The organism is Thiorhodovibrio litoralis (assembly GCF_033954455.1).
Taxonomy (GTDB): Bacteria; Pseudomonadota; Gammaproteobacteria; order Chromatiales; family Chromatiaceae; genus Thiorhodovibrio; species Thiorhodovibrio litoralis.
On record NZ_CP121473.1, the window covers coordinates 5,308,335 to 5,332,272 of the forward strand.

39 protein-coding genes are annotated in these 23,938 nt (G+C 62.2%); 8 read left to right on the top strand and 31 right to left on the bottom strand.

Features of this window, described 5'->3' with window-relative positions; all coding sequences use genetic code 11:
* Positions 1 to 263 precede the first annotated feature (263 nt).
* Positions 264 to 557, top strand: coding sequence for a helix-turn-helix domain-containing protein (locus tag Thiosp_RS23960; protein WP_201067323.1), 294 nt, complete (start codon positions 264 to 266; stop codon positions 555 to 557).
* Positions 558 to 581: 24 nt separating this feature from the next.
* Here Thiosp_RS23960 and Thiosp_RS23965 read toward each other — a convergent pair whose 3' ends face one another.
* From Thiosp_RS23965 to Thiosp_RS23995, 7 genes are all read right to left on the bottom strand, one after another.
* Positions 582 to 1,487, bottom strand: coding sequence for a hypothetical protein (locus tag Thiosp_RS23965; protein WP_323696749.1), 906 nt, complete (start codon positions 1,485 to 1,487; stop codon positions 582 to 584).
* Positions 1,484 to 2,065: a CmcI family methyltransferase gene (locus Thiosp_RS23970; RefSeq protein ID WP_201063200.1), complete on the bottom strand. Its 582-nt coding sequence runs from the start codon at positions 2,063 to 2,065 to the stop codon at positions 1,484 to 1,486. Before Thiosp_RS23970 ends, Thiosp_RS23965 begins: the two co-directional genes overlap by 4 nt.
* Entirely contained in the window at positions 2,053 to 2,310 is a 258-nt protein-coding gene (locus Thiosp_RS23975; RefSeq protein ID WP_201063199.1) for a transcriptional regulator, XRE family protein, read from the bottom strand. Before Thiosp_RS23975 ends, Thiosp_RS23970 begins: the two co-directional genes overlap by 13 nt.
* The gene (locus tag Thiosp_RS23980) at positions 2,307 to 2,591 is read right to left on the bottom strand and encodes a type II toxin-antitoxin system HigB family toxin (protein ID WP_323696750.1); all 285 of its coding nucleotides are present in this window, start codon (positions 2,589 to 2,591) and stop codon (positions 2,307 to 2,309) included. Before Thiosp_RS23980 ends, Thiosp_RS23975 begins: the two co-directional genes overlap by 4 nt.
* Before the next feature lie 69 nt (positions 2,592 to 2,660).
* Complete coding sequence (locus tag Thiosp_RS23985) at positions 2,661 to 2,795, bottom strand: class I SAM-dependent methyltransferase (protein ID WP_274607870.1); 135 nt, start codon at positions 2,793 to 2,795, stop codon at positions 2,661 to 2,663.
* 18 nt (positions 2,796 to 2,813) lie between these two features.
* Entirely contained in the window at positions 2,814 to 3,512 is a 699-nt protein-coding gene (locus Thiosp_RS23990; protein WP_201063197.1) for a transposase, read from the bottom strand.
* Between the two features lie 323 nt (positions 3,513 to 3,835).
* Positions 3,836 to 4,249 carry a type II toxin-antitoxin system PemK/MazF family toxin gene (locus tag Thiosp_RS23995; protein WP_201063196.1) on the bottom strand — a complete coding sequence of 138 codons (414 nt, stop codon included), beginning with the start codon at positions 4,247 to 4,249 and terminating at the stop codon, positions 3,836 to 3,838.
* A 1-nt stretch (position 4,250) separates the two neighbouring features.
* On the opposite strand from Thiosp_RS23995, the gene Thiosp_RS24000 reads away from it, so the two are divergent.
* Genes Thiosp_RS24000 through Thiosp_RS24010 form a run of 3 tightly spaced genes read left to right on the top strand, consistent with a single transcriptional unit; the run spans position 4,251 to position 5,356 of the window.
* Positions 4,251 to 4,586, top strand: coding sequence for a hypothetical protein (locus Thiosp_RS24000; RefSeq protein ID WP_323696751.1), 336 nt, complete (start codon positions 4,251 to 4,253; stop codon positions 4,584 to 4,586).
* Between the two features lie 33 nt (positions 4,587 to 4,619).
* Positions 4,620 to 4,973 (top strand): type II toxin-antitoxin system HigB family toxin, encoded by a 354-nt coding sequence (locus tag Thiosp_RS24005; protein WP_430738938.1) that lies wholly within the window; start codon positions 4,620 to 4,622, stop codon positions 4,971 to 4,973.
* Positions 4,974 to 4,978: 5 nt separating this feature from the next.
* Positions 4,979 to 5,356, top strand: a complete 378-nt coding sequence (locus Thiosp_RS24010) for a helix-turn-helix domain-containing protein (protein ID WP_009150181.1) — start codon at positions 4,979 to 4,981, stop codon at positions 5,354 to 5,356.
* Between the two features lie 143 nt (positions 5,357 to 5,499).
* Here the strand turns inward: Thiosp_RS24010 and Thiosp_RS24015 are convergent, their stop codons facing one another.
* The 7 genes from Thiosp_RS24015 to Thiosp_RS24045 all read right to left on the bottom strand — a co-directional run bounded on the left by Thiosp_RS24015 (position 5,500) and on the right by Thiosp_RS24045 (position 9,440).
* A complete protein-coding gene (locus tag Thiosp_RS24015) occupies positions 5,500 to 5,754 on the bottom strand; it encodes an O-linked N-acetylglucosamine transferase family protein (protein WP_201063194.1) in 255 nt (84 codons plus the stop codon).
* A 56-nt stretch (positions 5,755 to 5,810) separates the two neighbouring features.
* A complete protein-coding gene (locus Thiosp_RS24020) occupies positions 5,811 to 6,284 on the bottom strand; it encodes a hypothetical protein (RefSeq protein WP_201063193.1) in 474 nt (157 codons plus the stop codon).
* 287 nt (positions 6,285 to 6,571) lie between these two features.
* Positions 6,572 to 6,991 carry a type II toxin-antitoxin system VapC family toxin gene (locus Thiosp_RS24025; protein ID WP_201063192.1) on the bottom strand — a complete coding sequence of 140 codons (420 nt, stop codon included), beginning with the start codon at positions 6,989 to 6,991 and terminating at the stop codon, positions 6,572 to 6,574.
* A gap of 418 nt (positions 6,992 to 7,409) precedes the next feature.
* A complete protein-coding gene (locus Thiosp_RS24030; RefSeq protein ID WP_323696752.1) occupies positions 7,410 to 8,276 on the bottom strand; it encodes a class I SAM-dependent methyltransferase in 867 nt (288 codons plus the stop codon).
* A gap of 186 nt (positions 8,277 to 8,462) precedes the next feature.
* Positions 8,463 to 8,711 carry a DUF2442 domain-containing protein gene (locus Thiosp_RS24035; RefSeq protein ID WP_009150186.1) on the bottom strand — a complete coding sequence of 83 codons (249 nt, stop codon included), beginning with the start codon at positions 8,709 to 8,711 and terminating at the stop codon, positions 8,463 to 8,465.
* Complete coding sequence (locus Thiosp_RS24040; RefSeq protein WP_201067662.1) at positions 8,680 to 8,937, bottom strand: DUF4160 domain-containing protein; 258 nt, start codon at positions 8,935 to 8,937, stop codon at positions 8,680 to 8,682. The genes Thiosp_RS24035 and Thiosp_RS24040 overlap by 32 nt, the downstream gene beginning before the upstream one ends.
* 2 nt (positions 8,938 to 8,939) lie before the next feature.
* Entirely contained in the window at positions 8,940 to 9,440 is a 501-nt protein-coding gene (locus Thiosp_RS24045) for a transposase (protein ID WP_201067661.1), read from the bottom strand.
* Between Thiosp_RS24045 and Thiosp_RS24050 the strand changes: the two genes are divergently transcribed.
* Positions 9,433 to 9,768: a hypothetical protein gene (locus Thiosp_RS24050; RefSeq protein ID WP_201067659.1), complete on the top strand. Its 336-nt coding sequence runs from the start codon at positions 9,433 to 9,435 to the stop codon at positions 9,766 to 9,768. The two genes, Thiosp_RS24045 and Thiosp_RS24050, sit on opposite strands and share 8 nt — an antisense overlap.
* Before the next feature lie 80 nt (positions 9,769 to 9,848).
* Entirely contained in the window at positions 9,849 to 10,058 is a 210-nt protein-coding gene (locus Thiosp_RS24055) for a hypothetical protein (protein ID WP_201067658.1), read from the top strand.
* A 30-nt stretch (positions 10,059 to 10,088) separates the two neighbouring features.
* On the opposite strand, the gene Thiosp_RS24060 is transcribed toward Thiosp_RS24055, so the two are convergent.
* Positions 10,089 to 10,679 carry a hypothetical protein gene (locus tag Thiosp_RS24060; protein WP_201067657.1) on the bottom strand — a complete coding sequence of 197 codons (591 nt, stop codon included), beginning with the start codon at positions 10,677 to 10,679 and terminating at the stop codon, positions 10,089 to 10,091.
* Positions 10,680 to 10,899: 220 nt separating this feature from the next.
* Positions 10,900 to 11,970: an IS110 family RNA-guided transposase gene (locus Thiosp_RS24065; RefSeq protein WP_201068212.1), complete on the bottom strand. Its 1,071-nt coding sequence runs from the start codon at positions 11,968 to 11,970 to the stop codon at positions 10,900 to 10,902.
* A 35-nt stretch (positions 11,971 to 12,005) separates the two neighbouring features.
* On the opposite strand from Thiosp_RS24065, the gene Thiosp_RS24070 reads away from it, so the two are divergent.
* The gene (locus Thiosp_RS24070) at positions 12,006 to 12,248 is read left to right on the top strand and encodes a hypothetical protein (protein ID WP_201065175.1); all 243 of its coding nucleotides are present in this window, start codon (positions 12,006 to 12,008) and stop codon (positions 12,246 to 12,248) included.
* Here the strand turns inward: Thiosp_RS24070 and Thiosp_RS24075 are convergent.
* The 4 genes from Thiosp_RS24075 to Thiosp_RS24090 all read right to left on the bottom strand — a co-directional run bounded on the left by Thiosp_RS24075 (position 12,234) and on the right by Thiosp_RS24090 (position 15,821).
* Complete coding sequence (locus Thiosp_RS24075; protein ID WP_201065172.1) at positions 12,234 to 12,638, bottom strand: PIN domain-containing protein; 405 nt, start codon at positions 12,636 to 12,638, stop codon at positions 12,234 to 12,236. The two genes, Thiosp_RS24070 and Thiosp_RS24075, sit on opposite strands and share 15 nt — an antisense overlap.
* Positions 12,639 to 12,650: 12 nt before the next feature.
* A complete protein-coding gene (locus tag Thiosp_RS24080; protein WP_201065162.1) occupies positions 12,651 to 12,881 on the bottom strand; it encodes a type II toxin-antitoxin system Phd/YefM family antitoxin in 231 nt (76 codons plus the stop codon).
* Between the two features lie 108 nt (positions 12,882 to 12,989).
* Positions 12,990 to 14,567 (bottom strand): O-linked N-acetylglucosamine transferase, SPINDLY family protein, encoded by a 1,578-nt coding sequence (locus Thiosp_RS24085; RefSeq protein WP_201065159.1) that lies wholly within the window; start codon positions 14,565 to 14,567, stop codon positions 12,990 to 12,992.
* 15 nt (positions 14,568 to 14,582) lie between these two features.
* Positions 14,583 to 15,821 (bottom strand): glycosyltransferase, encoded by a 1,239-nt coding sequence (locus tag Thiosp_RS24090; protein WP_207188018.1) that lies wholly within the window; start codon positions 15,819 to 15,821, stop codon positions 14,583 to 14,585.
* Here Thiosp_RS24090 and Thiosp_RS24095 point away from each other — a divergent pair.
* Positions 15,820 to 16,038: a hypothetical protein gene (locus tag Thiosp_RS24095; RefSeq protein WP_201065178.1), complete on the top strand. Its 219-nt coding sequence runs from the start codon at positions 15,820 to 15,822 to the stop codon at positions 16,036 to 16,038. The two genes, Thiosp_RS24090 and Thiosp_RS24095, sit on opposite strands and share 2 nt — an antisense overlap.
* Before the next feature lie 42 nt (positions 16,039 to 16,080).
* Here the strand turns inward: Thiosp_RS24095 and Thiosp_RS24100 are convergent, their stop codons facing one another.
* The 11 genes from Thiosp_RS24100 to Thiosp_RS24150 form a co-directional block, all read right to left on the bottom strand.
* On the bottom strand, positions 16,081 to 16,344 hold the full coding sequence (locus tag Thiosp_RS24100) for a ribbon-helix-helix domain-containing protein (protein ID WP_201065153.1): 264 nt from the start codon (positions 16,342 to 16,344) through the stop codon (positions 16,081 to 16,083).
* Positions 16,344 to 16,760 carry a PIN domain-containing protein gene (locus Thiosp_RS24105; protein ID WP_201065150.1) on the bottom strand — a complete coding sequence of 139 codons (417 nt, stop codon included), beginning with the start codon at positions 16,758 to 16,760 and terminating at the stop codon, positions 16,344 to 16,346. Before Thiosp_RS24105 ends, Thiosp_RS24100 begins: the two co-directional genes overlap by 1 nt.
* Before the next feature lie 226 nt (positions 16,761 to 16,986).
* A complete protein-coding gene (locus Thiosp_RS24110) occupies positions 16,987 to 17,646 on the bottom strand; it encodes a hypothetical protein (RefSeq protein WP_323696753.1) in 660 nt (219 codons plus the stop codon).
* Positions 17,647 to 17,651: 5 nt separating this feature from the next.
* Positions 17,652 to 19,196, bottom strand: coding sequence for a tetratricopeptide repeat protein (locus tag Thiosp_RS24115; RefSeq protein ID WP_323696754.1), 1,545 nt, complete (start codon positions 19,194 to 19,196; stop codon positions 17,652 to 17,654).
* Between the two features lie 41 nt (positions 19,197 to 19,237).
* Positions 19,238 to 19,666, bottom strand: coding sequence for a putative toxin-antitoxin system toxin component, PIN family (locus Thiosp_RS24120; protein ID WP_201067279.1), 429 nt, complete (start codon positions 19,664 to 19,666; stop codon positions 19,238 to 19,240).
* Positions 19,666 to 19,905 (bottom strand): hypothetical protein, encoded by a 240-nt coding sequence (locus tag Thiosp_RS24125; protein WP_201067281.1) that lies wholly within the window; start codon positions 19,903 to 19,905, stop codon positions 19,666 to 19,668. Before Thiosp_RS24125 ends, Thiosp_RS24120 begins: the two co-directional genes overlap by 1 nt.
* A gap of 234 nt (positions 19,906 to 20,139) precedes the next feature.
* The gene (locus Thiosp_RS24130; protein ID WP_242518635.1) at positions 20,140 to 20,451 is read right to left on the bottom strand and encodes a hypothetical protein; all 312 of its coding nucleotides are present in this window, start codon (positions 20,449 to 20,451) and stop codon (positions 20,140 to 20,142) included.
* Between the two features lie 9 nt (positions 20,452 to 20,460).
* Positions 20,461 to 21,069, bottom strand: coding sequence for a hypothetical protein (locus tag Thiosp_RS24135; protein WP_201067283.1), 609 nt, complete (start codon positions 21,067 to 21,069; stop codon positions 20,461 to 20,463).
* 81 nt (positions 21,070 to 21,150) lie between these two features.
* Complete coding sequence (locus tag Thiosp_RS24140; RefSeq protein WP_201067286.1) at positions 21,151 to 22,413, bottom strand: glycosyltransferase; 1,263 nt, start codon at positions 22,411 to 22,413, stop codon at positions 21,151 to 21,153.
* The gene (locus Thiosp_RS24145) at positions 22,410 to 23,009 is read right to left on the bottom strand and encodes a class I SAM-dependent methyltransferase (protein ID WP_201067287.1); all 600 of its coding nucleotides are present in this window, start codon (positions 23,007 to 23,009) and stop codon (positions 22,410 to 22,412) included. The genes Thiosp_RS24140 and Thiosp_RS24145 overlap by 4 nt, the downstream gene beginning before the upstream one ends.
* Before the next feature lie 92 nt (positions 23,010 to 23,101).
* Positions 23,102 to 23,932, bottom strand: a complete 831-nt coding sequence (locus Thiosp_RS24150; RefSeq protein ID WP_201067289.1) for an alpha/beta fold hydrolase — start codon at positions 23,930 to 23,932, stop codon at positions 23,102 to 23,104.
* Positions 23,933 to 23,938 lie beyond the last annotated feature (6 nt).

Below are 23,938 nucleotides of genomic sequence, written 5' to 3' on the forward strand. Positions count from 1 at the left end.
GAAGTTTAGCCGATTCGATGCCATGGGTGGGCGCGGCTTTGGCCGCGAGCAGTGCGCACCGCCAACCCAAACACGAAAAACCCCGCCCCCCATGAACGGGAGCGGGGTTTGGGAATGGGGTTTGGGCGTCCTTGCCCATGGTATTAAGGTGTCAAAGGGGGGGCTAAAAAAACAATTCGAGCCTGGCCCCAAATGTTCGCCAAATGTTCGAAAACGGATATCGACCTGGCCGCCAAACGTTACAAGCTGATTGGAGACGCTCCATGAAAGACGCCGATACCCGCATGATCGAAAGCAGTGGCAACGTCTTCGCTGATCTCGGCTTCGACCCGGCCGAGGCGGAGGTGATGAAAATGCGCACCGAGGTCATGATTCGCACGGCCCAGCAACTCAAGGCCAAGGGCTGGACGCAAGCAGAGGCCGCGCGTCAGTTGGGAATCACCCAACCCCGGGTGTCCCGTTTGGTCAAAGGCAAGGTGGAAGATTTCAGCCTGGACATGCTGCTGACCTTGGCCACGCGCGCCGGCCTTCATCCGCAACTACAATTGAACCTGTGAGTGCCTGGTAGCGCATCCCCTACCCTACACCACCCCCAACGCCTTCAACATCGGCAGCTGCTTGGCCGCGAACGCCTCGGCCTGGCGCGTCAACTCGGCGAGGTTGTCCTCGGCCGATTCCATCGGCTGGCCGTGTTTGAGCTGGCGCTGGCCCCGGCTTTGGGTGAGCTGCGCCGCGTCAGGTGGAGTCGCCGCCATGGCATGGCGCCGCTTACCGCGCACCCAGGCGTCGGCCTGAACTTGTCCCTGTGCGCTCGGTGCTAAGCCGAGCCAATCAATGAGCCGTTTGCGTGAGGCAGGGTCCTGGCGAAAGCGCTCGAAATTCAGCATCAGTGCGTCATCAGGCTGGGCGAGGAGGTGTTCGAAGATGGCCTGATAGAGTCTGCTCGCGCCTGCGGCGCCGTAGGGCGCCCCCCAACCACGGCGCTGTCGCGATGTTTCGATGGCGCTGAACGGGCGCATCATGATCAGCCAGCGGGGGTTACAGACGGCGGCCATCTCAGGCATCACGAAGGCCAGCAGGGGATGTTTCAGAACCAGCTGTGTGCTGGCGTTGGATCTGGCTTGCGCGCATTGGTCCTGCCACCATGACTGAAACCAGTCGGCAAACCCCTCGCCGCGCTGCGCACGGCGGCACAACTGCTGCTCATCCACCGCCTCAAGCAAAGCCGCGCGCAAGGCGGTGGGCTCGTAGCTGCTCGGCGTCATGGGGTCATTGAGTTGCAGATGCGGTGGGCAGCTGTACGTAGCCAAACAGCTCACGCGCATAGTCGGCGAAAAAGCACTGGGCGGGTGAGCGTTCCGCCACCGCTGCGCCAGCACCTGCGCAACCGGCCGCAGTGCCTGCGCCGTGGTCAGCGCTCCGGGCAGCAGCAACAACGGCGGTGCTTGTGTCGCCCCGAGTTGGAGCAGCGCAACAGGCCCGGTCATTTACCCAGCCCCGCAACGGCGCAGAAACCCGTCGGGGAAATTCCCTGGCCCATAGGGAAAGGGCGCTTCGACGCGCTGGAACTCTGGGTTCGCGGCCAAAAACCGCTCCAGTCCACGCGCGGGTTGGAGTGGTGCACATCGGGGTCTTTCTCCGTCGGCTGGCCAACCGGGGTGCCATGCAGGTCGGCAAAGACGGTATCGGCAACAATCAGCCAGTCGCCCGCGCCCACCAGGGGCGCGTAGCCTTCCAGCTCGCGCTGGACGTGATCGGCGTTATGGTCGTCATCGAGAAACACCAGCACTGGGCCGGGGTCGGTGGCAATGTGCTCGGCAAAGCTGGCGATGATGGCTGGGTCGGCGGCATCGCCTTCCAGCGCGGCGCGCACGCGCGAGCCTAGCGGGTGGGTGGCGAAAACTTCGGGCGCCTCGGCGCGCAGATTCAGATCGACTGTCAGCACGCCGCCGTGCCAGGATTGGCGGAACCAGACTTCGTTGACCGAGGCGCGGGCATAGCCGCGGCAGAGATCATCGAGCAGATAGACCGGCTCCGATGGTGTCCAAGCACTCAGGTCGGCCATTGCGGCACCTCAAGATCTGTGACTGGGTCCTGATCGCGTTCATAGGTTTCGATCACATCGCCCACCACGGCAACCATAGAGTAGAGTGGATGGCGCGCATCGTCGCGCACCACGTCGAGCAATTGGTGCAACAACTGCGTCATGCGCGCGTACTCCGCTTCGTTGCTGATGTGGGTCAGCGGGGCCACCGCCTGCAGAGATTGCCAGGCCGGCACCAGTTGCTGCATCGACAAGGGTGCGTTCATGGTCGTCTCCAGTGATTGCGATCATACTCAGCATGGGTCATCACCTGCCGGACATACAGGCGTTGGCCATCGTAGTGCACCACGGCGGCGATGCGGTAGCGGTTACCGCCCACGTCAAAGATGGTGAAGCCATCGACGTAATCCGCCGAACCAAAGGTCTCGCGCAACTGCGCGAAGGAGTGGGCTTGCACGGCGCTGGCCTTGCGAAACCAGTCTTCCAGCGCGGGCCGCGCCTCGGGATGCCGCTGCCAAAAATCCCGCAACGGTTTCTTGGAGATCACCCGCACGGGTCCAGGCTCCAAGCGAAACGGGCGTACTCGCTCACCGCGTCCCCTCCAGATTCAAGCTCATCAGCGTTCATGATACAGCTTGGCACAGGCGGCGAAGTCCGGCACCGCCAGGCGCAGGATGCCGCCGGGTTTCAGCACCCGGCGCCATTCGGCGAGCACCGCGCGGAAATCCCTGCGCTCGAAGGACTCCGGCAAATGGGAGGCCGGCCAGGCTTAAGCGCCAGTGTCGAACAGATCCCGCGTTTCCGTCTCCCGTTGGCGTGGCTTCGGTCCTGGCTTTCGGCGCTTGAGCGCACGACCGAGGCGCCGCTCGAGCGCTTCGACAAAGTCATCCCCACCGAGCGGCCGCCCGGTGCGGGCATGGGCGTGCAATGCCTCGACGGTTTCCCCGTCCTCAGGCTCACCAAGGAAATGTTGCCAGTCTGAAATCAACTCCAACAGCGGCCCGACTTGGACAAGCTCATCGTCCACTCCCGTCAAATGGGCGCGCGCACTCGACCACTCCCAATCTTCTGGCCGTTCGCACAGACGCGCGCGCACGGGATTGAGCTCCACATACCGAGTCGCGGCGATCAAATGCCGCTCATTCATGACAAACGAGTGAAACCGTTCCTGCCAAAGGTGCCCGCGCCAGCCGTGGCGAAAATTGATCATCCGGGTGTAGCGCCGATGCGCTTCCCCCAAAGCATCGCGCAAACCCGTCTCCGTGGCGGGCACCAGAATCAGATGCACATGATTGGGCATGAAGCAGTAAGCCAGTACCTGCGTTTCGCAGACCTGACAGGAAAGCGAGAGTAAACGCCGATATTCAGCGTAATCATCTTCGCCAAAGAAGGTTTGTTGGCGCCTGTTGCCGCGCTGCGTCACATGATGCGGTAGCCCCGGAACCACCACTCGCGGAAGTCTTGCCATTGTGTCGCCGATGTCTGACCTTAATCTCAGAGACTTGGCAAAACTATAGCCTCATTTGGCGGTCTTCGTCTAGGAATTAAGTATACTGTCCCCGGAATTCGAATTCCCGAATTCCCAATTCCCAATTCCCGAATTCCCCGGAATTCCAATTCGCAACAACAATTCGCCAGATAGACAAAAGGCCCTGCACCTTGCGATGCAGAGCCTTGGATCAGAGTCCCCAGCCAGCTTGTCATCACCGGCTGGGGTCTGCTACCCGAAGGTAGTCTTACAAGCCCGACTAATCGGGAACAACACGAGTGTAATACCCAGGTGCCCTTGAATCAAGCTGGATTGATCACCCCAAGGGCAATCATCACACCCCGGCGGATGGCCTCGAAGTCTTCGTCAAGCACCTGTTGTGCAATGTAAATGCGTTTACCGGTAGGCTCCTTCCCAACCATCACCCGATCCAGCCTCTCCAACGACACGGTGGCGAGCATATCGCACTTTGCCCAAGTCTCCTTCCTGGAAAGTTTCCCTGGTAACGAACGCGGGTCCATGCGATGGTGAAACGGCTCCACTGGATTCGGTGCCGTGGTACTCAAGGGGACAATGGTGCAAAGCTGGTTCGTCCGCCGGGGGCGTGGTGAGATCACCACCACCGGTCGCCGCTTAATCATCTCTGGAGCCTTGAAGCCCGTGTTGAAGTCACAGATCAACACCATGCCGGGGTGCGGATGAAACGTTAATGGCATCTTGGCTAATGAACAACATTCTCCGCCATCAACTCAGCCTGTCGTCGTCGCTCTTCATGGTGGTGTCGATGGCTTGGTTGTCGGCTGTCATGGTGAGAGTGTAGCCGATTCAGCGGCTGGACTGCTCGCGTTCCGCTCCAACACCCCCACCAACGGCCCCAGCTGCCCCTCATACCGCCGCCAGGCGTCAATGGCTCGGGTGTGGATCGGCGGGTTGCCCAGCGCCGCGCTCGCTCTCGGCGGCTACCAGCGCAAGTGCTTCATCAGCCACAACCCGGAGGCCTGGGCGCTGGCGGATGTGGTGTTGGATACGGCGGGGTTGAGGGCCGCTGGTTGATGAGTCGCGGGCGAACTGGCAGAGGGTCTCAGGGTGCAGGACGAGAGGCTTGCCACGGTCCCGCCATGGGACTATCATCCGGTGATGAGAGTCATCGCGATCAGTCATCTGAAGGCCTTCTGGACACAGTATCCGGACACTGAGCAATCGCTCTTGGCATGGATCGACGAGGCCAAGAAGGCCCAGTGGCAATCACCGAGCGATATCAAGGAGCAGTATCGCAGCGCGAGCATTCTCAAAAATCGCCGCGTCGTCTTCAACATCAAAGGGAACGACTATCGGCTCGTCGTCGCCGTCGCCTATCGCTACGGCGCCCTCTATGTAAAATTCATCGGCACGCACCGTCAATACGACGCAATCGACGCTGAAACCGTTGAAATGGGGTAAAGGCCATGCAGATCCGTCCGCTTCGCAACGATCAAGACTACCGTGCGGCGCTTGCCGCACTCTCGCCGCTGTTCGACCATGAGCCTGAACCAGGAACGCCAGAAGGGGACCACTTTGAAGTGATGCTGACCTTGGTGGAAGCCTACGAAGCCAAGCACTTCCCGACCGATCTGCCTAACCCGGTCGATGCTATCAAATTCCGCATGGAGCAATCCGGGCTCACCGCGAGCGATCTCGCCCCGGCGATTGGACGCACCAATCGCGTCTACGAGGTGCTGAACGGCACCCGCTCCCTAACCCTACCGATGATCTGGAAGCTGCATAGCCAGTTTGGCATCCCGGCCGAAAGCCTGATCAAGCCCATGCAGCGGACAGGCGCTTGAGTAATGTCCGCAAACCCCACTCTCGGGAGTTTCGCCAGGCCAGTCAGGCAGCCGCTGATATCTCACTTCAGCTTCTGACCGATCTGGCGCGCTTCAATGAAGGGCGATCAATCGTCCACCTGCAAGATCGACCGCCCGACGCCCTAACTTGGCTCCTCTGCCAATGCCACCCGCTCAAACAACTCGATGAATGTTCCCTCAAGCTCACGGGTGAATCCAGCGACATCCATCAGCGGCACACAACGCATGCGCTCACGCAGGCCAGTGCGCAGGGCGCGTAACCGGTCGGGGTCATTGGCCAGCGCAACCGCCAGTCGCACGTAGTCTTGCGCATCTGCCGCGGCCAGCTCCGCCAGACCAATCGCCGAGAGCAAGGCGAAGCCCTGGCGACTGACCACCCGCCCCTGTGGTCAGGTGATCACGGGCACGCCCATCCACAGCGCCTCGCATGTGGTCAGGCCGCCGGTGAAGGGGAAGGGATCGAGCGCGATATCCAGCTCGGTGTATTCTTTGAGCAGGTCGGCATGAAAGCTCGGGCCAAGCAGATCGAGGCGCTCGGCGGCGATGCCTCGGGGTCGTATTCCAGGCTGGTGAGCGCATTGCGGCGGATCACGGGATGGTTGGGGAACTGCTCGAGCAGGGCCTGCATGATGTGGCGGGCGCGGGCGTGCTCACCGGCCTCGCGTGCGCGGTTGGCACGGTTGACCCAGGGGCGGGCATCCCCGGGTGCCAGGGTGCTGGCGTGCGCGAAGCAGGTCTCGGCGGCGCTGAGCAGGCCGGCGGACAGCAGCAAGGCGCCGATGCTCAACAGGGCCTCGGGGTCGTTGGCGTGCGCCGTGGCTAGGGTCTGGCAGCGCGCCAGGCAACCGCTGAAGTCGGCGCGGGCGGCGCAGGGTTGGGCGGCGGCAAGGTCGGCGGTCCAGAGCATGGCGGTGATTGTAACCGCCTACCCTACACCACCCCCAGCGCCTTCAAGATCGGCAGCTGCTTGGCCGCGAAGTCCTCGGCCTGGCGCCTTAGCTCGGCGCAGTTGTCGTCCTCGGACTCCATCGGCTTGACCTCTTTGAGCAGGCGCTGGCCTTGGCTTTGCAGCAGTTGCCAGGTGGCCCCGGGTCAGTCGCTGGGCTTAATACAGTTTTGGTGTTGGCCTGGAAAAACAATTCGAGCCTGGCCCCAAAAATGCTCAGTCAGCTATCACGGGACTCCCGCTAAACATCAGGATTTAGACATTTGCCAAAGCGAGGTTGTGCGTATTTCCTCAACACGGAACATCGGCTTCGTTGGCTTTTCACCCGAAATAAATTCATTCGCCTGAGCATCAATGGCAATAGATAGATGAATCGCGTCCATTGCAGCTAATCCGTAAGTTGAAGCCAAGGCTTTCGCCCGCTCAACAATCGCAAACGACCAAGGCCAGTTTTCTGCCTTCTGAAAAACAGCTGCATAAAAACGGCACTCTGCTTCTTGGCGGTGAAAAGCCGCTTTTGGCATGACCTCAAGCCAGAGCGCATCGCTGACGATCAGGTGGCGATTTGGTGCCTCCAGCACCCGAAGCGCCTGTGCATAGCGATCCCCGGTGGCAGACCATGCCGCAATCAACAAATTGGCGTCAATTGCCGTGCGAATCTCAGACATCCGAACGACCGCCTCGACGCTGGCGCACCTCCTCGGTAATTTCGTCTGCGTTCATGAGCTTGCCTCCAGCGTCGAGGTGGGCTCTGCGCGCTTGGAGTGCGAGCTGCCCGATTTGGCTGATTGGCTGGTAGCTATCTTCTGACTCACTATCTTGGTCCAGTTGATCAACGGTGACTCTCACGCGATGCCCAAGCAAGGGTCGAAGCGCAGGAAATGTGTGAATCGCCTCGGCGCTGATAACAGTGTCTATTTGAACCGCGTGTTGCATGACCTATCCTGCCTGTGAGAGCTGCGCAGCATTTTTAACAAGTTTAGCTGAGACGCGCCGCAGATGTTGGCAAGAACCGCTCCAGCGCTTCTTTCCAGGGGCTGTCGTAGTCGGGTTTGTCGCTGGTGTCAGCGGCTTGGGTGTCGGCTGTCATGGGCTGAGTTTAGCCGATTCGGTGCCGTGGTTGGGAGGGTTGGGGCGCAGCCCGAAAGGAATTAAGTATACTGTCCCCGGAATTGGTAATTGGTGGGAATTGGCGTCCCCGGAATTGGCGTAGGTGAGCTTGGCGTCTTGCAACCAGTCGGCCAGGGTGGCGAAGTGCATGGGGTGCCAGTCGCGGTTGAAGTATTCGTGCGCGAGGTAGTGGCGGTTGTGGGCTTTCATTTTCTCCAGCCGCTCGCTGATCTGGGGATTGGCGCGGCTGTAGAGGGGGTTGGTGGCGAGCAGTTGTTCGGCGAAGGCGAGGGCGCCGTCGATGCGGTTGACGATGCCCTGGCCTTCCGCTCCCAGGGCGTCGGCATGCTCGGTCATCAGGTGGCGCATGGGGGCGAAGGCGGCCCAGCCAGGTAGGGTGTTGTAGCTGAGATAGAGCACGCCGCCGACGCTGAGCTCACGGCGGATGAAGTCGACGATGACCCGGCGATTGTCATCGCTGATCCAGCTCCAGATGCCATGCACGCCGATGTAGTCGAAGTCGGGCAGGTCGTCGCGGGCGGCGAGCTCAGCGAAGCTGTCGTCGAACAGCTGGGCGTCGCTGCCGGCGACGGTCGCCAAGGATTGAGCGAAGGCGGCTTGGCTGGGGTTGAAGTCGGTGCCGGTCCAATGCACGCCGGAGGCGGCGGCATGGATGTTGACGCTCAGACCCTGGCCGAAGCCGAGCTCGCAGGCGTGAGTGATCTGCGGTGGGGCGAGGCCGGCGTTGAGCAAGGGCAGCGCCAGGCGCGCGGGGTTGAGTTCGGGGTAGTAGCCGTGGGTGTAGCCGATGTCGGCGACGTAGCCGGCGGTCCAGTCGGTCATGGGCGCTTTCTCGGGGTGATGGTGGTTGGTTGCCTTTATTCCGGCAGATGAGCTAGCGCAAACGTTCGCAATGCATGCTCATGGTGCACCCGCTTGCCCAGATCGGCCTGTAAGTTGCTCGTTAGACTGTCCACGTCAATCCGGCTCCATGTCTGTCGTGGTGCCGAAAACGCCGGTTTCCTCCCATTAAGCCGCCTGACGACGAGAATAGGTCAGATCCCCAAAACCTGCGAGAAGTCCCTCAACCGAAATATCCTCATCCAAGTTGTCCCAGTGAATCCCGCGAGGACTAAGCTCAAAGGCTTGCCTTTCCTCAACCGAAGCATTCAATAGGCGCGGAAACCAAGCCAACGGCACACCCAACGTCCGGCCATCTTGCAATTCAACCCAAAAACAATCCTCGTCAAACCGAACCATAGTCGGTGAAATACTCATCCCAACATCTCCTGAACGTCTTCTGGTGCGACTGAACAATGGTGGTAACCCGGCGCAATGTTGCTGCATTAAAGCCATCATTACGCGCGAGTCTTACATCTGGCTCAAGCCAGAATTTCGCTTCAGCCTCGGCTTTACTCACATGAATATGTGCTGGCTCAAGTGGACTGCCCTCGTTTGAATAAAAGAAAAAACGCAAACCATCAACACGAAGAACCACCGGCATCGCTAAAGCTCCAACTCCATCTGCCCCGGCAACACCGCCGGCCCATCTGGCTCGACGCGCGGTCTTCCCCGTGGACGTGCCTCGCGACGCTGGCCAGTCATCTGCTCGATCTGCCGCAAGAATCGCTCACTGCCGATGGGTTGGGACTGTTGAATGGCCAGGCGCAACTCCGAGAGCGCGGCATCATCGAGTCCGGTGCGAAACAGCTCCCGATAGGCCGTTTGTCTGGCCTCGGGCGAGCCTCCCAACTCCAGGTACAGCGAATGGGGCGAGAGCAGCGGATCGCTGGCGCCCAGCCCGTTGGCCCGGTAGCTGCTCCAAGCATACTCCCCTGGATCGCGCACCATGTCGGCGCGCACCGGGTTTAGCTCGATATAGCGCTGGCAGCGCAGCAGATAAGTGTCGGTTTGGATCAGCGAGGACTTGTAGCGACTGTCCCACAGGGTGCCGGTGCGGCGGTAGGTTTTGTTGATGGTCTGAACATAGCGCCGACCGATGGCCATGACCAGCCGGGGAATATCCTCCGCCGCTTTGGTGGTGGTAAAGCCAGAGGCTGCGACCGAGGCCGTCAAGCTGGGCGGCAAAGCTCTCCACGTCGGCATGGGAAAAGATGCGGGCCCCGACTTTGCGGATGGTCTCGCTGCCGCGTCCTTCGGCCAGCGTCAAAATGCGGTGGGCATGGCGGTCCAGTGGGGCGGCGGCGGGCGGATCAAGTGTGTTGGCAATCTCGAGGAGCTGGCGGCGGATGGAGTGGATACTCGCGTCGTCGACCGCATCGCTCCATGGCACGTCGCCGAATGCCTCGGCATAGCTCGCCTCATCGATGGCTAGCAAAAAGTCCTGCAAGGCGCCCAGTGGCGCGGTTTCCAGAAGTTGATGCAGGGATACACCGTTTTTGAAAGATGCAGCCATTGTGCTCCGCCTCCCTGTTAGCTAGTCGACGGCGCGATTATTACAGACGGCGCGAAGATCGAGAAGCCTGGGCGAGCGGGTTCTCTCGCGCAGCGCTGGAACTCGGCAGCTACCACCGCAAGTTCTTCATCAGCCACAACCCGGAGGCCTGGGCGCTGGCGGATGTGGTGTTGGAGATGGCGGGGTTGGGGGGCGGGTTAATGCGGTGATGGCGACGATCCGCCAAATGGCCGCTGCTCTCAGTGCGACTCGGTCTGCTCCAACCACGGCTGGCAACCCGCCTTGGCGTGCCACCATTGCTTCCACCAAGGCGTGGTCTGATTGTACTGCCTGAAACGATCCGCCAGCTCCAGTAACAGTCCTTCCAGCGCCTCAGTCGGGGCGAAAGTTCGGCCATTGATCGTGAGCGGCTTGGCGTTGAGCTGCTCCAGCACATCCTCGGCATCATGGACATCTTTGCAGCGCCCGATGCGCTTGCGCGCTTCAGCGTAGCGCAAGGCGACATGCTTGGGCATCACCTCGGCGGTATGCCAACTCACATCATCGCCGCTCAGGCTGGCGCTGACGTTGTCTTCGTCACGGTCGCTGGGCAGGTGAACTTCGATGGCATTGAGCGCGACATCAGCGATGTAGATCGGCGTTTTCTCGGGCGCGATCACCAACTGGCAGTAGCCGCACTCGACATTGACCAGCAGCCATTCCTGGTCGCCTGCGATGGTGACCGGGCAAAGGTACCATATATGGTCCGCCCCGCGATGCAAGAGGAAAATTGCTGATTTGGTAGAAGGAAACGTTGCAGCCATATATCCGGCATCGATATCGGGATCCATGTGGTCCCCGTGCCCTGATGGAATGCGCGTACCTCGCCGTCCTCAATCAGGGTCACAGTCTCAGCGTAAGCTGGCTTTGGAACCTTTCGGGTTTTCAGCAAGGCGGTCGTACCTTTCATGCCATCACAGTGAAATTCACTCTTCGCAACTCGTGGTGTGGAACTCGGTTATCGCCCGTTCAAGGGCTGGTTAAACGTGATTGTTCGTGGCCGGTGTGGCGTTACGCCGTCACGGCCGCCGGCTTCGTGAGCGCGCCGCGCGACGGGTCGAAGGCCTTGCCAGTGGTCATCACCGCCCAGGCGATGCGCGCGAGCTTGTTAGCCATCGCAACAATGGCGACGTTGGCATGACGACGCTGCTTGAGATCGCGAGCCCAGTGACTGAGGGCGTCCTCCTTTTTCTCAACCCAACGCATCATCGCGCGGGCGCCATGGATCAAGAGTTGGCGCAGATACACATCTCCGCGCTTGCTAATGCCAAGCAACCGCGCTTTCCCGCCGGTGGAGTGCTGTCGTGGCACCAGTCCAAGCCAGGCCGCCAGCGCCCGGCCGTTGTTGAACAACTCCCACTGATCGCCCAGGGTAGCGAGCAAGGCGGTGGCTACCAAGGGGCCGATGCCGGGGATCGTCCTCAACAGCTGGGCCGACTCGCTGGTGTCGGCGACAGTCTTGATTTGCGCATCGAAGTGAACGACGCGCGCATCGAGGTGACGGAGTTCTTCAAGGAGTCCGTGCAGCTCGGCACGAAAGCGCTCGCTCAGTCCATTCTCGGCGTCTTCAAGGATTTCAGGAAGCCGACGCATGGCCGCCGCGCGTCCTTGCGGCATGACGATGCCGTATTCGGCCAACAGCCCACGCGCCTGATTGACCAGCGCGGTGCGCTGACCGATGACCTGCGAGCGCATGCGGTGGATGGCCTGAATGTCTTGTTGCTCAACGCTCTTGATCGGCACAAACCGCTGCCGGGGGCGTTGGGCCGCTTCGCAGATCGCCTCGGCATCGGCGGCGTCGTTTTTGTTGGTCTTCACAAAGGGCTTCACATGCTGCGGCGCGATTAGCACCACCTCATGGCCAAAACCTTGGAAGGTGCGTGCCCAGTGATGCGCGCTGCCGCAGGCTTCCATGGCGACATGACACGGCGGCTGCTGGGCAATAAAGGCACTCAAGGCATGGCGCGCGAGCTTGCGGCTGAAGACCACCTCGCCTTGGGCATCAACGCCGAAAACGTGGACGCTATTCTTGGCCAAATCGATCCCGATGGTGGCGACGGGTTGTTTGCTAAACTTCTTCATGGGTCTGCTCCCTTCTTGATAGACGATAGCTGGGTTTGTTTTCCATCGCCTATTTTGCCCGCTTCGGGCTCGTTGTAGGAGCGGGGCGGACCATCTCATTAGGAGAAACCGGGGCGCTGCTGGTAGGGCGTTGGCGGCTGATCGAGGGCGAGCTGGCCGAGGATGTCGGCGTGGAGAATGAACTGGTGTTTGAGCATCGTGGTGCGACTTGCGTCATGGTCTTTAAGCGTGGTGATGCGCCTTGCGACCTCGCCCGCCAGTCGCTACGAGCGATTTAACCAGTTTTCCGTGCGCAGGCCAGGGACGCGGTTGAACTCGTTCTGATTGTCCGTCACCACGATCACATCCAGCGCCAAGCCTTGCGCAGCGATCCAAAGGTCATTCGCGCCAATCGGGGTTCCGCAGCGCTCAAGATGGGCGCGGATTTCGCCATAGCGTCGGCTGACACGCGCATCAATGGGTACCAGCGCTAAGGTGTCCACCAACTTCGCGAGACGTCCCGCGTTCTGCTCGCGATAAGCGCTCTTTTCGACGCCGAACTCAAGCTCGCCCAAGACCACAGGGGAGAGCAGAAGATCGGCCAACAGCCTTTGCTCCAGTTGGCGCTTGACCGAGGCGACCTCCTTCATCGCCGCGATCATGATGTTGGTGTCGAGGAGGTAGCGCACCGGCGATGTCCTCTACAACGCCGCGACCGGCTCCGGTGTCTCCTCATCCGGCGCCACCAGATCGATCTCCTCGAGATTGTCCCAGAACGGGCGAAAGGCCTCTGCCGCGCTGGTCGGCGCGTCGGGCACCAGTCGGGCGATGACACGCCCCCGGCGCGTGATAGCGACCGTCTCACCCGCTTCCACAGCGGCCAGCAAGCCGGAAAACGCCGCCTTGGCTTCCGTCACCTGAACCTGTCGCATGAAAAGCTCCTCAGACAATGACCATGTGGTCAGAATAACCCCTGCCCCGTTCGGAGACAAGGTGCATTCAGGCATGGCTGGCGTGGGTGGCGAGCGCTTGGGCTGACCTTAAGCAGAGCGAATAACCTCACGCTCAATGCGCCTATAGAGCTGGATCAGCTTTTCTTCAAGGCTGCGCGTGAAGCCCACCACATCCATCAGCGGCGCACAACGCATGCGCTTACGCAGGCCAGTGCGCAGGGCGCGTAACCGGTCCGGGTCATTGGCCAGCGCAACCGCCAGTCGCACGTAGTCTTGCGCACCTGCCGCGGCCAGCTCCGCCAGACCAATCGCCGAGAGCAAGGCGAAGCCCTGGCGACTGACCACCCGCCCCTGTGGCCAGGTGATCACGGGCACGCCCATCCACAGCGCTTCGCAGCTGGTCAGGCCGCCGGTGAAGGGGAAGGGATCGAGCGCGATGTCCAGCTCCGCGTATTCTGTCAGCAGGTCGGCATGAAAGCTCGGGCCGCGCAGCTCAATGCGCTCGGCGGCGATGCCTCGGGTCATAAAGGCTTGGGTCACCCGCTGGCGCAAGGCGGCGTCGTTGAAGGTGCGCCATTTGAGGAGCAGGCGGGAATCCGGCACCGCGGTCAGGATCTGAGCCCAGAGGTCGTAGACGCCGTCATTGAGCTTGGCGGTGTTGTTGAAGCTGCCGAAGGTGATCCAACCGTTGCGTTCAGCCGGCGGCGGCGACAGCTCCTTGGGTGCCCAGGGCACCGGCTGATAGCACCAGCGCCCGGCAGGCAGGCGCAGGATGGGTTCGACGAACTGGGCCTCGGTGCCTTCCGGGGCGTGCCAGGGGTCGAGCAGCACGGCCTCCAGGGTGGTGAGTCCCGTGGTGGCGAAGTAACCCAGCCAGCTCACTTGCACCGGCGCGGGGCGGTGGGCGAAGACGCTCAGGCGCGAGCCAGCGGTGTGGCCGGAGAGGTCGATCAGGACATCGATCTGGTCGGTCTGGATGCACTGCGCCAGGGCGGCATCATCCAGCCGGGTGATGTCACGCACGGCGCCGCCGGTGGCCCGGCAGCTGGCGGTGATCGCGCGGGTGACCCAGTCGGTTTGGGCGCTGGCGTTGTAGGCAAAGGCGGTGATGCGCTGGAGGTCATGGGCGCCCAGCACGGGGTTGAGGAACAGTCCAACGGTGTGCTGGCACAGATCCGCGCTGACATAGCCCAGGCGCAGCGGGCGGTTCTTCAGTGGCTTGAGTGGCGGGCGCGCACGCGCGCCGCCAGCTCGGTCGATGGCCCAGTCGCCCCAGGCGCGGGCGGCGTTGAAGCGCTCGGTATCGCTGATGGCCGGGTCGTATTCTTGGCCCACCAGCAGGTTGCGGCGAATGATGGGATGGTCCGGCAGCTGGCTTTGCAGGCGGGCGTAGTGAGTACGCGAGGCGGCGTGGTTGTCGCGCTCGCGCTCCACATTGGCGAGCGTGACCCAGGGGCGCAGATCCTTCGGGGCCAGGGCGAGGGCTTGCCGGCAGCTGTCCTCGGCCTCGCTGAGGAAGCCAAATTGGTTCAGGAGATTCGCGACATCCAGCAGCTGGTCCGGGGTGACTGCGGGATCGCAGCGGAGCTGTTGGCACAGGCGGAGTAGCTCAGAGAAATTGGCCTTGGCGGCTTGGCTGCGGGCGGTTTGGAGCAGGCGGTTCATCAGGGATTGGTCGACTTATCCCAGCCCCTCGACCCAGGCCAACTGCCGTGGCAGGCACACGCGCTTGAGGTCATAGGTCGCCTGGGCAAAGGCGCGGGCTTGGTTACCCAGGCGCTGTCTTGCGCTGGGGTCTTCAAGCAACTGGTCAATGGCCTCAACCAACCCGGCGGTGTCGAAGAAGTCGACCAGCCGACCGGTTTCATTGTGCGCGATGGCTTCTGTGACCGGGGCGGTGTCGCTGGCGACGATGGCGCAGCCCAGGCTCATGGCTTCGAGCAGGCTCCAAGAGAGCACGAAGGGATAGGTCAGGTAGACATGGACGCGCGAGAGGCGCAACACGGCGATGAAGGGCGCATAGTCGAGCTTGCCGAGGAAATGCACCCGCGCCCAGTCGGCATCGGGGATGTGTGGGCGGACTTCGTCGATGAAGATGTGCTTCCAGGTCTTATGGCCATGGACAGCCGGATCAGGGCGGGCGCCATAGCTCACATCCTCGCCACCGACGATCAACACCCGCGCCTGTGGGCGGCGCTTGAGCAGCTCGGGCAGCGCGCGCATGAAGCGGTGGTAACCGCGATAGGGCTCGAGGTTGCGGTTGACGAAGGTGACCACCTCGTCCGCCCGGCTCAAGCGGAGTTGGGCGCCGGAGTCGGTGGTGAGGGTCAGTTCCACACCCGAGTCAGGAGCCAGGGCGTCGGTATCAATGCCGTCGTGAATCACCTGGATGTGGTGGCGAAAGCGCTCGGGGAAGGTGCTGGCCTGATAGTGCGTTGGGCTCAGGCCCGCGTCGGCGATTTCAAAGTGCGCGAGGTTGTTGAGGTTCTTCAGTCGCAAGCGGCAGACATCGCCGGGGTCCCGGGGCGGAAACTCGGGGTCGAAACCGACATCGGCGCCTTGGGGGTGGTAGAAGAACTCGCAATATAGCCCAAGCTTGGCGCCTGGCCAGACGTCTTTGAGAAACAGGCTCTCGCCCCAGCCGTGGTGGGCGATGATCACCTCCGGCGCGTAGCCTTCGGCCTTGAGCGCCAGAGCGGCGCGAAAGCAAGCATCGGCGCGGATGGTTTTGGTCTCGAAGTCGCTGACCCAGGGGTGCACCCCGGCGGTGGTCCCGCGCTTGACCTGGTAGGGACGCAGCTGCACGCCCTGCCAGGTTTGTGGGGGGATCGCGCGCAACGGCATCGCGGTCACCTGATGGCCGCGTTGCACCAGCGCAGGGGCCAGGTGTTTGAACTGGCCAGGGAAGTTTTGGTGCATGAGCAGGATGTTCACAGCGGGGAGCGGTCGGTTTTGGTTAAACCTGCGCGAGTGTAGCGGATTAACCGGCAGCAGTGCTGGTGCTGAGCCCCAACACCTCCACCAACGGCTACAGCACGGCGACTACCGCACGAACCTCTTCATCAACCACAACCCGGAGGCCTGGGCGCTGGCGGATGTGGTGTTGGTTACAGCGGGGTTGCGTGTGGCGGGTTGATGTGGCCCGACGCGGTAGTTCGACCGTTTGCCACTGGAGACTTCAGTCAGCTGTCTCGGGCATTTCGGAACTCAGGTCAGCGCCTGCTTGCCGGTCTTCGTCATCCAGTCGATCCAGAATTTTAAGTGCTTGCTTGATGTCGCCCGTCGCAGCCATCGCCCGGAAATGGTTTTCAGTATCCCAGGCTGCCAAAGCGCGAGCACTCAGATCCTCGACCAATTTGTTGGTGGTGAGTCCGCGACTACGTGCCAGAGAGTCCAAGCGCGCCGCCGTGTCGTCCGGCAAGTGGATCGTTAATGTTGTCATCACCATTTCTCCAGACATTGAGCAGGCGTCAGCGAACTCAGCTGATCAAACACCAGTTCTCCTCGGGAAAAATCCCGCACGTTATGCGTCACGATTGCGGCAGCCCCTCCCGCCAGGGCAAGCTCCACCAAGTGGTTGTCTGCTTCATCAGGGAGATTGGGACGCCAACCATAATAAATCGTCACCCATCGACCGCGTTGCGCCAATGCCGCCAGCACCTGTTGCCTTTCTTGTGCAGTGGTCTTCATGCTCCATACATCGCGCCCCAACAGATCGCAATACTCCTGCCACAAGGCATTTCCGAACAGCGGTTGATAACTGCCGGATAGCGCGCGACGCAAAACTTCGCGCGATGCGCCACCTGCCGAGCGCAGTCCCGCGACAAAGACGTTTGTATCAATTACCAGCCGAACCATAGCAACAGCAAAGCCCGGTGCTTCTATTCAGGAGCCTGTCGTCGTCGCTCTTCATGGTAGTGTCAGTGGCCTGGGTGTCGGCTGTCATCGCGGGAGTGTAGCCGATTCGCGCGGGCGGGAGTAAGCCACCCTACCCCGGAACATGCCCCACCGCCAACGCCCGCAGCGCAGCCTCCGCCAGCGGCTTTCGATGCGGTTGCATCCACACCACCATGGCATGGCGCCCCTAACCGCGCACCCAGGCGTCGGCCTGAACTTGTCCCTGTGCGCTCGGTGCTAAGCCGAGCCAATCAATGAGCCGTTTGCGTGAGGCAGGGTCCTGGCGAAAGCGCTCGAAATTCAGCATCAGTGCGTCATCAGGCTGGGCGAGGAGGTGTTCGAAGATGGCCTGGTAGATTCTGCTCGCGCCTGCGGCGCCGTAGGGCGCCCCCCAACCACGGCGCTGTCGCGATGTTTCGATGGCGCTGAACGGGCGCATCATGATCAGCCAGCGGGGGTTACAGACGGCGGCCATCTCAGGCATCACGAAGGCCAGCAGGGGATGTTTCAGAACCAGCTGTGTGCTGGCGTTGGATCTGGCTTGCGCGCATTGGTCCTGCCACCATGACTGAAACCAGTCGGCAAACCCCTCGCCCCGCTGCGCACGGCGGCACAACTGCTGCTCATCCACCGCCTCAAGCAAAGCCGCGCGCAAGGCGGTGGGCTCGTAGCTGCTCGGCGTCATGGGGTCATTGAGTTGCAGATGCGGTGGGCAGCTGTAGGCACCCAGGCGCTCTAGATAGCCGGTTAACGCGGTGGTGCCACTGGAGAAGGCGCCCAGCACGACAAGGGTCGTGCAGTCCCTTTGACTTGGGCGTTGGCGGTTGGACTCTGTCGTCGTGGTCACGGCATCTATCCTGACACCGGGGGGGGGGTGGCGGGATCGGATTGCTGATCACACCAACGCCGCCACATCTGCCGATACGCCGCTTCCAGGTCGCGGGTAAAGCCGGCGGCGTCCCAAAACGGTGAGGCCTCGACTCTTCCCCGCAGCGTCGCATGCAGCCTCGCGCGCCGCGCGCCGTCGTTGGCCAGTTCGGTGGCGATGCGCACAAAGCCGTCGTCGTCCTCGGCGATTAGCTCCGGCAAGCCCACGGTGGACAGGATGCTGGTCGCATGACGCCCCGGCCAGGTGCCGCCGCGCAGGGTCACCACGGGCACGCCCATCCACAAGGCCTCGATGGTGGTGGTACAGCCGCCGTAGGGCTGGGTATCCAGGGCCACATCAACGCTATTGTAGGCCTCCAGCAAGGTCTTGCGGGGCGCGCCGCCTTCCAACAGCAGGCGCTCTGGGGCGATGCCGGCGGCGGCGAAGCGCGCATGCAGGTTGCGCTGCTGCAGGGGATCATCCAGGGAGCGATACTTGAGCCGCAGGCGGGCCTCGGGGTTGGCGGCCAACACTCTTGACCAGAGCGCGATGGTCCGCGCCGAGAACTTGGTCGGGTTGCTGAAGCTGCCAAAGACGACGACGTCGGGCTCGGGGGGGGCGCGCGCCGCCGAGAGGATCGCACCATCGGCACGGGCTTCACGGTAATGCAACGTCAGCAGTCGGTTACTATGGGTTCCTGGATGCTGCGGGACGATACGCAAGGCCTGCTCATAGGCCTGCAGGGCGTCATCGAAACGCCCGAGGTCCTTAAGAGCATTGCCCCGGTTGAAGTGCGCCTGGGCATCATCGGGCTTAAGCGCCAAGGCTTGGTCATAAGCCTGTAGGGCCTCCTCCAAGCGCAAGAGGGCTTGCAACATGACACCGTGGTTGCAGTGATAGGCCGGAACTTGATCATTGTTGCGAATCGCGCGGCGAATGAGTGCCTCGGCGCCGGCGGGGTCGCCGCGCTGGTACAGAACCAACCCCAGACGATGCAGGGCCTCGGCGTGTGCGGGGTTCTGGGCGATGAGTTGCCGGTAGCCTGCTTCGGCGGTCTGCAGATCACCACTTTGATGCGCTTGCAAAGCCTGCTGATAGCGCTCGCCTGGCGCGTTTATGGAGCTGTCACCTCGCTGGTGCACCGCGAGGTGTTCTCGCAGCCTTTGGACACCGCCTTCATCCAGAGCGCTGCTCTGCGCTTGGGCGACCAGGGATTGCGCCTCGTCGGGGCGTCCGCAGCGCACCAAGGCGTCAGCACTGCTGAGCCAGTATTGGGTGACTGCGGGATTGTCCGCGCGTGCCGTCTCAAACAGCGCAAGCGCAGCAGCGATCTGATTCACGGAAACGGCCAGCACGCCAAGGTTGTGGTTCGCGTCGGGATGCTTGGGCTGTACCTGCAAAATGGCCCGATACAATCGCTCGGCATCCTGGAGCTGGCCGGTGCGATGATCCGCTACCGCCTGGTTCAGCGCCTCCGGGATCGGGATCTGCTGATTGGAACTGGGTGTTGTTTCACGCGGGTGCTTCATCGTGGTTCTTGCTCGTGTTCAGGACACGCGCAGCGCCTCAGCTAGCCTTCTGGCGCGACCAATGTTTGCGGAGCAACCGCCTGCGCGAAAGCGCGGACGCTCAGAATGGGTGTCGCGATCAGCGCCTGCGCCTCGCTAAAATCACCGTCCCCGGTGATCAAATAATCAGCTTCGCCAGAGGCCGCGCACATCAAAAAAGGTGCATCCTTGCGATCACGCGGGAAGTCGATGGTTTCCCTCACTTCGATCATCTGCGTATCGGCCGCGAGCAGTTCCAACCACCAGTTGATGGTTGCACGAGGTAAGGCGAATTTCGGACGCTGGATGACGGCGCTGTATTCGGCCATGATCTCGGGTGTCACTAACCACTCGGTATCTGAGCGGCTCAAGCACCACAGCAGCACCCGTTCCGGCAGACGATCTCGAATCACTGCCGATACCAAGAGATTGGTGTCGATCACCACTCGCATTAGCATTCGCCGCGCTGTGCATCGATTTCCGCTGTAATGTCCGCATCGGTGAGCACTGCCGACTGGGGCAGGCGCTGCACATGGCGCATCAACGCGCGCCAGCTTTCGGTGCGCTCTTCAGGCTGGCGCGTTTGATCGACCACCAGCACTTCGAGCAAGGCGCCTTCGGGGAACGGCATTCCTTCCAGAACAACACGGCTTGAAGCATCCATGCGGACGTAGGTCTTGTAGGCATTCATCGCGACTCTTGGATATTGGCTTGGCGCAGCTCTAACGCGAGAGTGTAGCCGATTTACTGGCTGGCGTAGCCGGGTTCAGCCCCAGCAACCCCACCAACGGCTACAGCCAGGCAGCTACCACCGCAAGTTCTTCATCAGCCACAACCCGGAGGCCTGGGCACTGGCGGATGTCGTGATCGATACGGCGGTGCTAAAGGACGCAGCTTCAAACGCGCAGATGCGACTGCACGCGGGTCAATGATCCCGGCGCTGCTTTTTCAGCCAGGCTTCGATCAGGTCAGGATCAAACCGCCCCAGCACTTCGTCTGGATCAAGCCCCTTGAGCCGCTGCTCGGGATCAAAGCGTCTGAGGATGGCTTCGGGATCGCGCTTGAGCGCGTTTTCTAGCACCATCTCATCGGTCTCGCGCACGAAGTCTTCCAGGGTGTAGGCCATGTCCGGTGCCTCGCGTTGGTAAATCAGGTGTAGGCGTTCGAGCAGTTTCCAGTAACCGCGTTCATTGCGCTCGCGGGGGCGGGCGCGGTAGTGCTCCAGTCCCTGGCGCATCCGATCCTGCTAGCTGGAGAACAGTTCCCAGGGAGCGTTGCGCGGGTGTTTCGCAATTTGGTTCAGGACAATGATGCGCACGCGATGACCGCCCCAGGGGAGATCATAGACCCCTTCCCAGGCGGTGGGTTCCAGGCGGTCGGCTGGGGCCAGTGCGCGGGGAAAGCGGGTGGCCACCGCGTAGAGGCCAAAGGCGTCGAGTGGGCGGCGTGCGCTTTCGGCATCCAGTTTGACCTTGCGGTAGATGACGTAGTAGCCGATCAGCTCGTCGAGCGACCAGAAATCCAGTGCCTCGTGGCGGGATTTGTAGCTCAGCAGGTTGATGGCGCGCAGATTCTCCAGCCCATCGGGCAGTGGGTCTGGCAGGTACGCCTTGCGGCCCTCTTCGGCTGCTTCGATGATCGCCACATCGAGTTCCTGGCTGGTCAGGGCCAGTTCTTGTTCGAGTTCCACCCGCCAGGGGGCGCCTGCAAACACATCAACCAGCGCAATGCCGAACGCCCGGTGCCATTGGCGCAGCGGGTCTTTGTCGGGGTTGTCTGGGGCTTGGTTCACCATGGGGAAAGTGTAGCGGATTGGGCGGCGGCGGGCACAGCTGCTGGCGATGGCGAGCGCCACAGGCCTCTGTCCGTGGCGCAAAGCGCGCAAGCGCAGGGTATCCGCAGCCAGCTCGGTGGCAAGGAGGTTGGCCCTGGTCGCCTAAGCGCAAGCGGCCAGCCCCTCCACCCACGCCAGCTGCCGCGGCAGGCAAATGCGTTTGAGATCATAGCTCGCCTGGGCAAAGGCGCGGGCTTGGTGGCCCAGGCGCTGTCTTGAGCTGGGGTCTTCAAGCAGCTGGTCGATGGCCTCGACCAAGCCGGCGGTGTCAAAAAAGTCAACCAGCCGGCCGGTTTCATTGTGCTGGATGGCTTCTGTGACCGGGGCGGTGTCGCTGGCGACGATGGCGCAGCCCAGGCTCATGGCTTCGAGCAGGCTCCAGGAGAGTACAAAGGGGTAGGTCAGGTATACATGGACGCGCGAGAGGCGCAGCACGGCGATGAAGGGCGCGTAGTCGAGCTTGCCGAGGAAATGCACCCGCGCCCAGTCGGCATCGGGGATGTACGGGCGAACTTCGTCGATGAAGATGTGCTTCCAGGTCTTTTGGCCATGGACAGCCGGATCAGGGCGGGCGCCGTAGCTCACATCCTCGCCACCGACGATCAACACCCGCGCCTGTGGGCGGCGCTTGAGCAGTTCGGGCAGCGCACGCATGAAGCGGTGGTAACCGCGATAGGGCTCGAGGTTGCGGTTGACGAAGGTCACCACCTCGTCCGCCCGGCTCAAGCGGAGTTGGGCGCCGGTGGCGGTGGTCAGGGTCAGTTCCACACCCGGGTCAGGAGCCAGGGCGTCGGTATCGATGCCGTCGTGAGTCACCTGGATGTGGTGGCGAAAGCGCTCGGGGAAGGTGCTGGCCTGATAGTGCGTGGGGCTCAAGCCTGCGTCGGCGATTTCAAAGTGCGCGAGGTTGTTGAGGTTCTTCAGTCGCAAGCGACAGACATCGCCGGGGTCCCGGGGCGGAAACTCTGGGTCGAAGCCGACATCGGCGCCTTGGGGGTGGTAGAAGAACTCGCAATACAGCCCAAGCTTGGCGCCTGGCCAGACGTCTTTCAGAAACAGGCTCTCGCCCCAGCCGTGGTGGGCGATGATGACGTCTGGGGTATAGCCCTCGGCTCTCAGCGCCAGGGCGGCACGAAAGCAGGCTTCGGCGCGGATGGTCTTGGTCTCAAAGTCGGCCACCCAGGGATGGACATTCGGCGTGGTCCCACGGCTGACCTGGTAGGGCCAGAGTTGTACGCCCTGCCATTGGCCGGGTTGGGCCGTGCGCAGCGGCATGGCGCTGACCTGATGGCCGCGTGCCGCTAATGCGGGTGCCAGGTGCTTGAACTGGCCGGGGAAGTTCTGGTGGATGAAGAGGATCTTCACGCCGGAAGATGGGCGCCGGCCAGGGCACGCAGGGCGGGCTCGTCGAGTGGCGCTTTGCTCGCGACCGCCCACAGATCAAACGCCGCAGGGCGTCGGCGGCTGGCAATGCTGGTAAAGCCAGCCGATTGCAGGGTTGCGATCAAGACCCGTTCGGTAAAACCGCATTTGTGCGCCATGTAGAGGTTGCCGCGCGCCAGTGATGGGCGATGGCCGTAGAGGATGTCCAGTGGGGCGATGGGGCCAGCGGGGCTGGTGTAGGCGGGTTCTGTCAGTTTGTCCTCGGCCACCAGGGCGCAGACGCTTTGCAGGTCGGGGCAGGTGATGACGGCGAAGCCCTCGGGTTTGAGCACGCGCAGGAATTCGGCCAGCGCCACCGGGACTTCGTGCGGGTAGAGATGTTCGATGTTGTGACTGGAGAAGAGCGCGTCCATGCTCTCGGACTCTACCGCCGCCATGTCGGTCATGGTGCCAATGATATCGGGCTCAACCGCCGAGTCGATGTCGAGGCGGAGTTCTTGCCAGTCGGGGGTGTTGAACCCGGCGGTGGTCTGGTCTTTGTGCTTGGGGCCGCAGCCGATGTGCAGGAATTGGGGCATGCGGAGATCCTATTGAAAACTGCATAACACGAGTTTGAAGACCCCACCGCTGGGGTCCGGGCCAGGGCTGGAGGGGGTAAAAATCCTTGCCGCTACCATACATCGCTCCCAGTTACGCACATCGCCCGGTCGGCCCATTCGGCGATCATGTCCAAAGACTCCTGCGGATGACGCCGCAGCAGAATATGGTCGCCGCCGGGTAGCCGCTGGACGCTAACGCTCTTGCCAATGCGCTCAAGAACCCAGCTGTCCAGCGCGTCCAGGCAGCAGGGCACGCGCGCGCTCTGGCGCATCGGCCATAGCGGCTCCTCGCCGGTCAGAATGAGCACCGGCGCGTGGCATTGGGCGACAGCGTCGAAATACAGGGGTTCGGTGTCGGTCTCTCCCGCAGCAACGGCATAACCAAACAGCTCGCGCGCATAATCAGCAAAAAAACGCACCGTCAGCGTAAGCTCCGCCGCCGGTGCCGGGCTAATGGCCTGCTGCATCGCCGCGCGCACATGCCAGAGCTTGGCCGGCGCCAGAGGCGGGTCGGCCAGCACTAACCCGGCCAGCAGCGCAGGATGCGTGCGCGCCAGTTCCAGGCCAATCAACCCGCCGGCGGATTCGCCTATCACCAGCGGCTTTTCAGCATCGCGTTCGGCCAGATGGTGCACTGCGTTGGCCGCCAAGGTGACGGCTTGCGGGAGGGTAAAACAATCGCCGCCGCCGATGGGCACGGAGACATCCAAGACACCAACCCGATACCGCTGCGCTAGGACGTGCGCAACCGGCAGCAGCCCCTGCGCAGCGGTTAGAGCGCCGGGGATCAGCAACAACGGTGGCGCGCCGTTTTGGCCTACCTGCAGCAAGCGCGCTTGCTGTGTCTTGGCATCGGCTGGTGGTTCACCAGCAGCAGGCTGGTCAGCGGCATGAACGTCCATCGGAAT

What these genes read in the sequence shown, in the direction of transcription:
- Thiosp_RS24040 (WP_201067662.1), bottom strand. Translation starts at nt 8,937, where the DNA reads ATGCCGGTGGTTCTTCGTGTTGATGGTTTGCGTTTTTTCTTTTATTCA.
- Thiosp_RS24085 (WP_201065159.1), bottom strand. Translation starts at nt 14,567, where the DNA reads ATGAACCGCCTGCTCCAAACCGCCCGCAGCCAAGCCGCCAAGGCCAAT.
- Thiosp_RS24125 (WP_201067281.1), bottom strand. Translation starts at nt 19,905, where the DNA reads ATGAATGCCTACAAGACCTACGTCCGCATGGATGCTTCAAGCCGTGTT.
- Thiosp_RS24050 (WP_201067659.1), top strand. Translation starts at nt 9,433, where the DNA reads ATGGCCATGACCAGCCGGGGAATATCCTCCGCCGCTTTGGTGGTGGTA.
- Thiosp_RS24025 (WP_201063192.1), bottom strand. Translation starts at nt 6,991, where the DNA reads ATGTCTGAGATTCGCACGGCAATTGACGCCAATTTGTTGATTGCGGCA.
- Thiosp_RS23960 (WP_201067323.1), top strand. Translation starts at nt 264, where the DNA reads ATGAAAGACGCCGATACCCGCATGATCGAAAGCAGTGGCAACGTCTTC.
- Thiosp_RS23995 (WP_201063196.1), bottom strand. Translation starts at nt 4,249, where the DNA reads ATGCCATTAACGTTTCATCCGCACCCCGGCATGGTGTTGATCTGTGAC.
- Thiosp_RS24115 (WP_323696754.1), bottom strand. Translation starts at nt 19,196, where the DNA reads ATGAAGCACCCGCGTGAAACAACACCCAGTTCCAATCAGCAGATCCCG.
- Thiosp_RS24130 (WP_242518635.1), bottom strand. Translation starts at nt 20,451, where the DNA reads ATGCGCCAGGGACTGGAGCACTACCGCGCCCGCCCCCGCGAGCGCAAT.
- Thiosp_RS24030 (WP_323696752.1), bottom strand. Translation starts at nt 8,276, where the DNA reads ATGACCGACTGGACCGCCGGCTACGTCGCCGACATCGGCTACACCCAC.
- Thiosp_RS24065 (WP_201068212.1), bottom strand. Translation starts at nt 11,970, where the DNA reads ATGAAGAAGTTTAGCAAACAACCCGTCGCCACCATCGGGATCGATTTG.
- Thiosp_RS24060 (WP_201067657.1), bottom strand. Translation starts at nt 10,679, where the DNA reads ATGGATCCCGATATCGATGCCGGATATATGGCTGCAACGTTTCCTTCT.
- Thiosp_RS24145 (WP_201067287.1), bottom strand. Translation starts at nt 23,009, where the DNA reads ATGCCCCAATTCCTGCACATCGGCTGCGGCCCCAAGCACAAAGACCAG.
- Thiosp_RS24035 (WP_009150186.1), bottom strand. Translation starts at nt 8,711, where the DNA reads ATGAGTATTTCACCGACTATGGTTCGGTTTGACGAGGATTGTTTTTGG.
- Thiosp_RS24090 (WP_207188018.1), bottom strand. Translation starts at nt 15,821, where the DNA reads ATGCACCAAAACTTCCCTGGCCAGTTCAAACACCTGGCCCCTGCGCTG.
- Thiosp_RS23965 (WP_323696749.1), bottom strand. Translation starts at nt 1,487, where the DNA reads ATGACCGGGCCTGTTGCGCTGCTCCAACTCGGGGCGACACAAGCACCG.
- Thiosp_RS24020 (WP_201063193.1), bottom strand. Translation starts at nt 6,284, where the DNA reads ATGCTCTGGACCGCCGACCTTGCCGCCGCCCAACCCTGCGCCGCCCGC.
- Thiosp_RS24095 (WP_201065178.1), top strand. Translation starts at nt 15,820, where the DNA reads ATGAGCAGGATGTTCACAGCGGGGAGCGGTCGGTTTTGGTTAAACCTG.
- Thiosp_RS24105 (WP_201065150.1), bottom strand. Translation starts at nt 16,760, where the DNA reads ATGGTTCGGCTGGTAATTGATACAAACGTCTTTGTCGCGGGACTGCGC.
- Thiosp_RS23975 (WP_201063199.1), bottom strand. Translation starts at nt 2,310, where the DNA reads ATGAACGCACCCTTGTCGATGCAGCAACTGGTGCCGGCCTGGCAATCT.
- Thiosp_RS24080 (WP_201065162.1), bottom strand. Translation starts at nt 12,881, where the DNA reads ATGCGACAGGTTCAGGTGACGGAAGCCAAGGCGGCGTTTTCCGGCTTG.
- Thiosp_RS24120 (WP_201067279.1), bottom strand. Translation starts at nt 19,666, where the DNA reads ATGCGAGTGGTGATCGACACCAATCTCTTGGTATCGGCAGTGATTCGA.
- Thiosp_RS24010 (WP_009150181.1), top strand. Translation starts at nt 4,979, where the DNA reads ATGCAGATCCGTCCGCTTCGCAACGATCAAGACTACCGTGCGGCGCTT.
- Thiosp_RS24150 (WP_201067289.1), bottom strand. Translation starts at nt 23,932, where the DNA reads ATGGACGTTCATGCCGCTGACCAGCCTGCTGCTGGTGAACCACCAGCC.
- Thiosp_RS23990 (WP_201063197.1), bottom strand. Translation starts at nt 3,512, where the DNA reads ATGGCAAGACTTCCGCGAGTGGTGGTTCCGGGGCTACCGCATCATGTG.
- Thiosp_RS24100 (WP_201065153.1), bottom strand. Translation starts at nt 16,344, where the DNA reads ATGACAACATTAACGATCCACTTGCCGGACGACACGGCGGCGCGCTTG.
- Thiosp_RS24045 (WP_201067661.1), bottom strand. Translation starts at nt 9,440, where the DNA reads ATGGCCATCGGTCGGCGCTATGTTCAGACCATCAACAAAACCTACCGC.
- Thiosp_RS23970 (WP_201063200.1), bottom strand. Translation starts at nt 2,065, where the DNA reads ATGGCCGACCTGAGTGCTTGGACACCATCGGAGCCGGTCTATCTGCTC.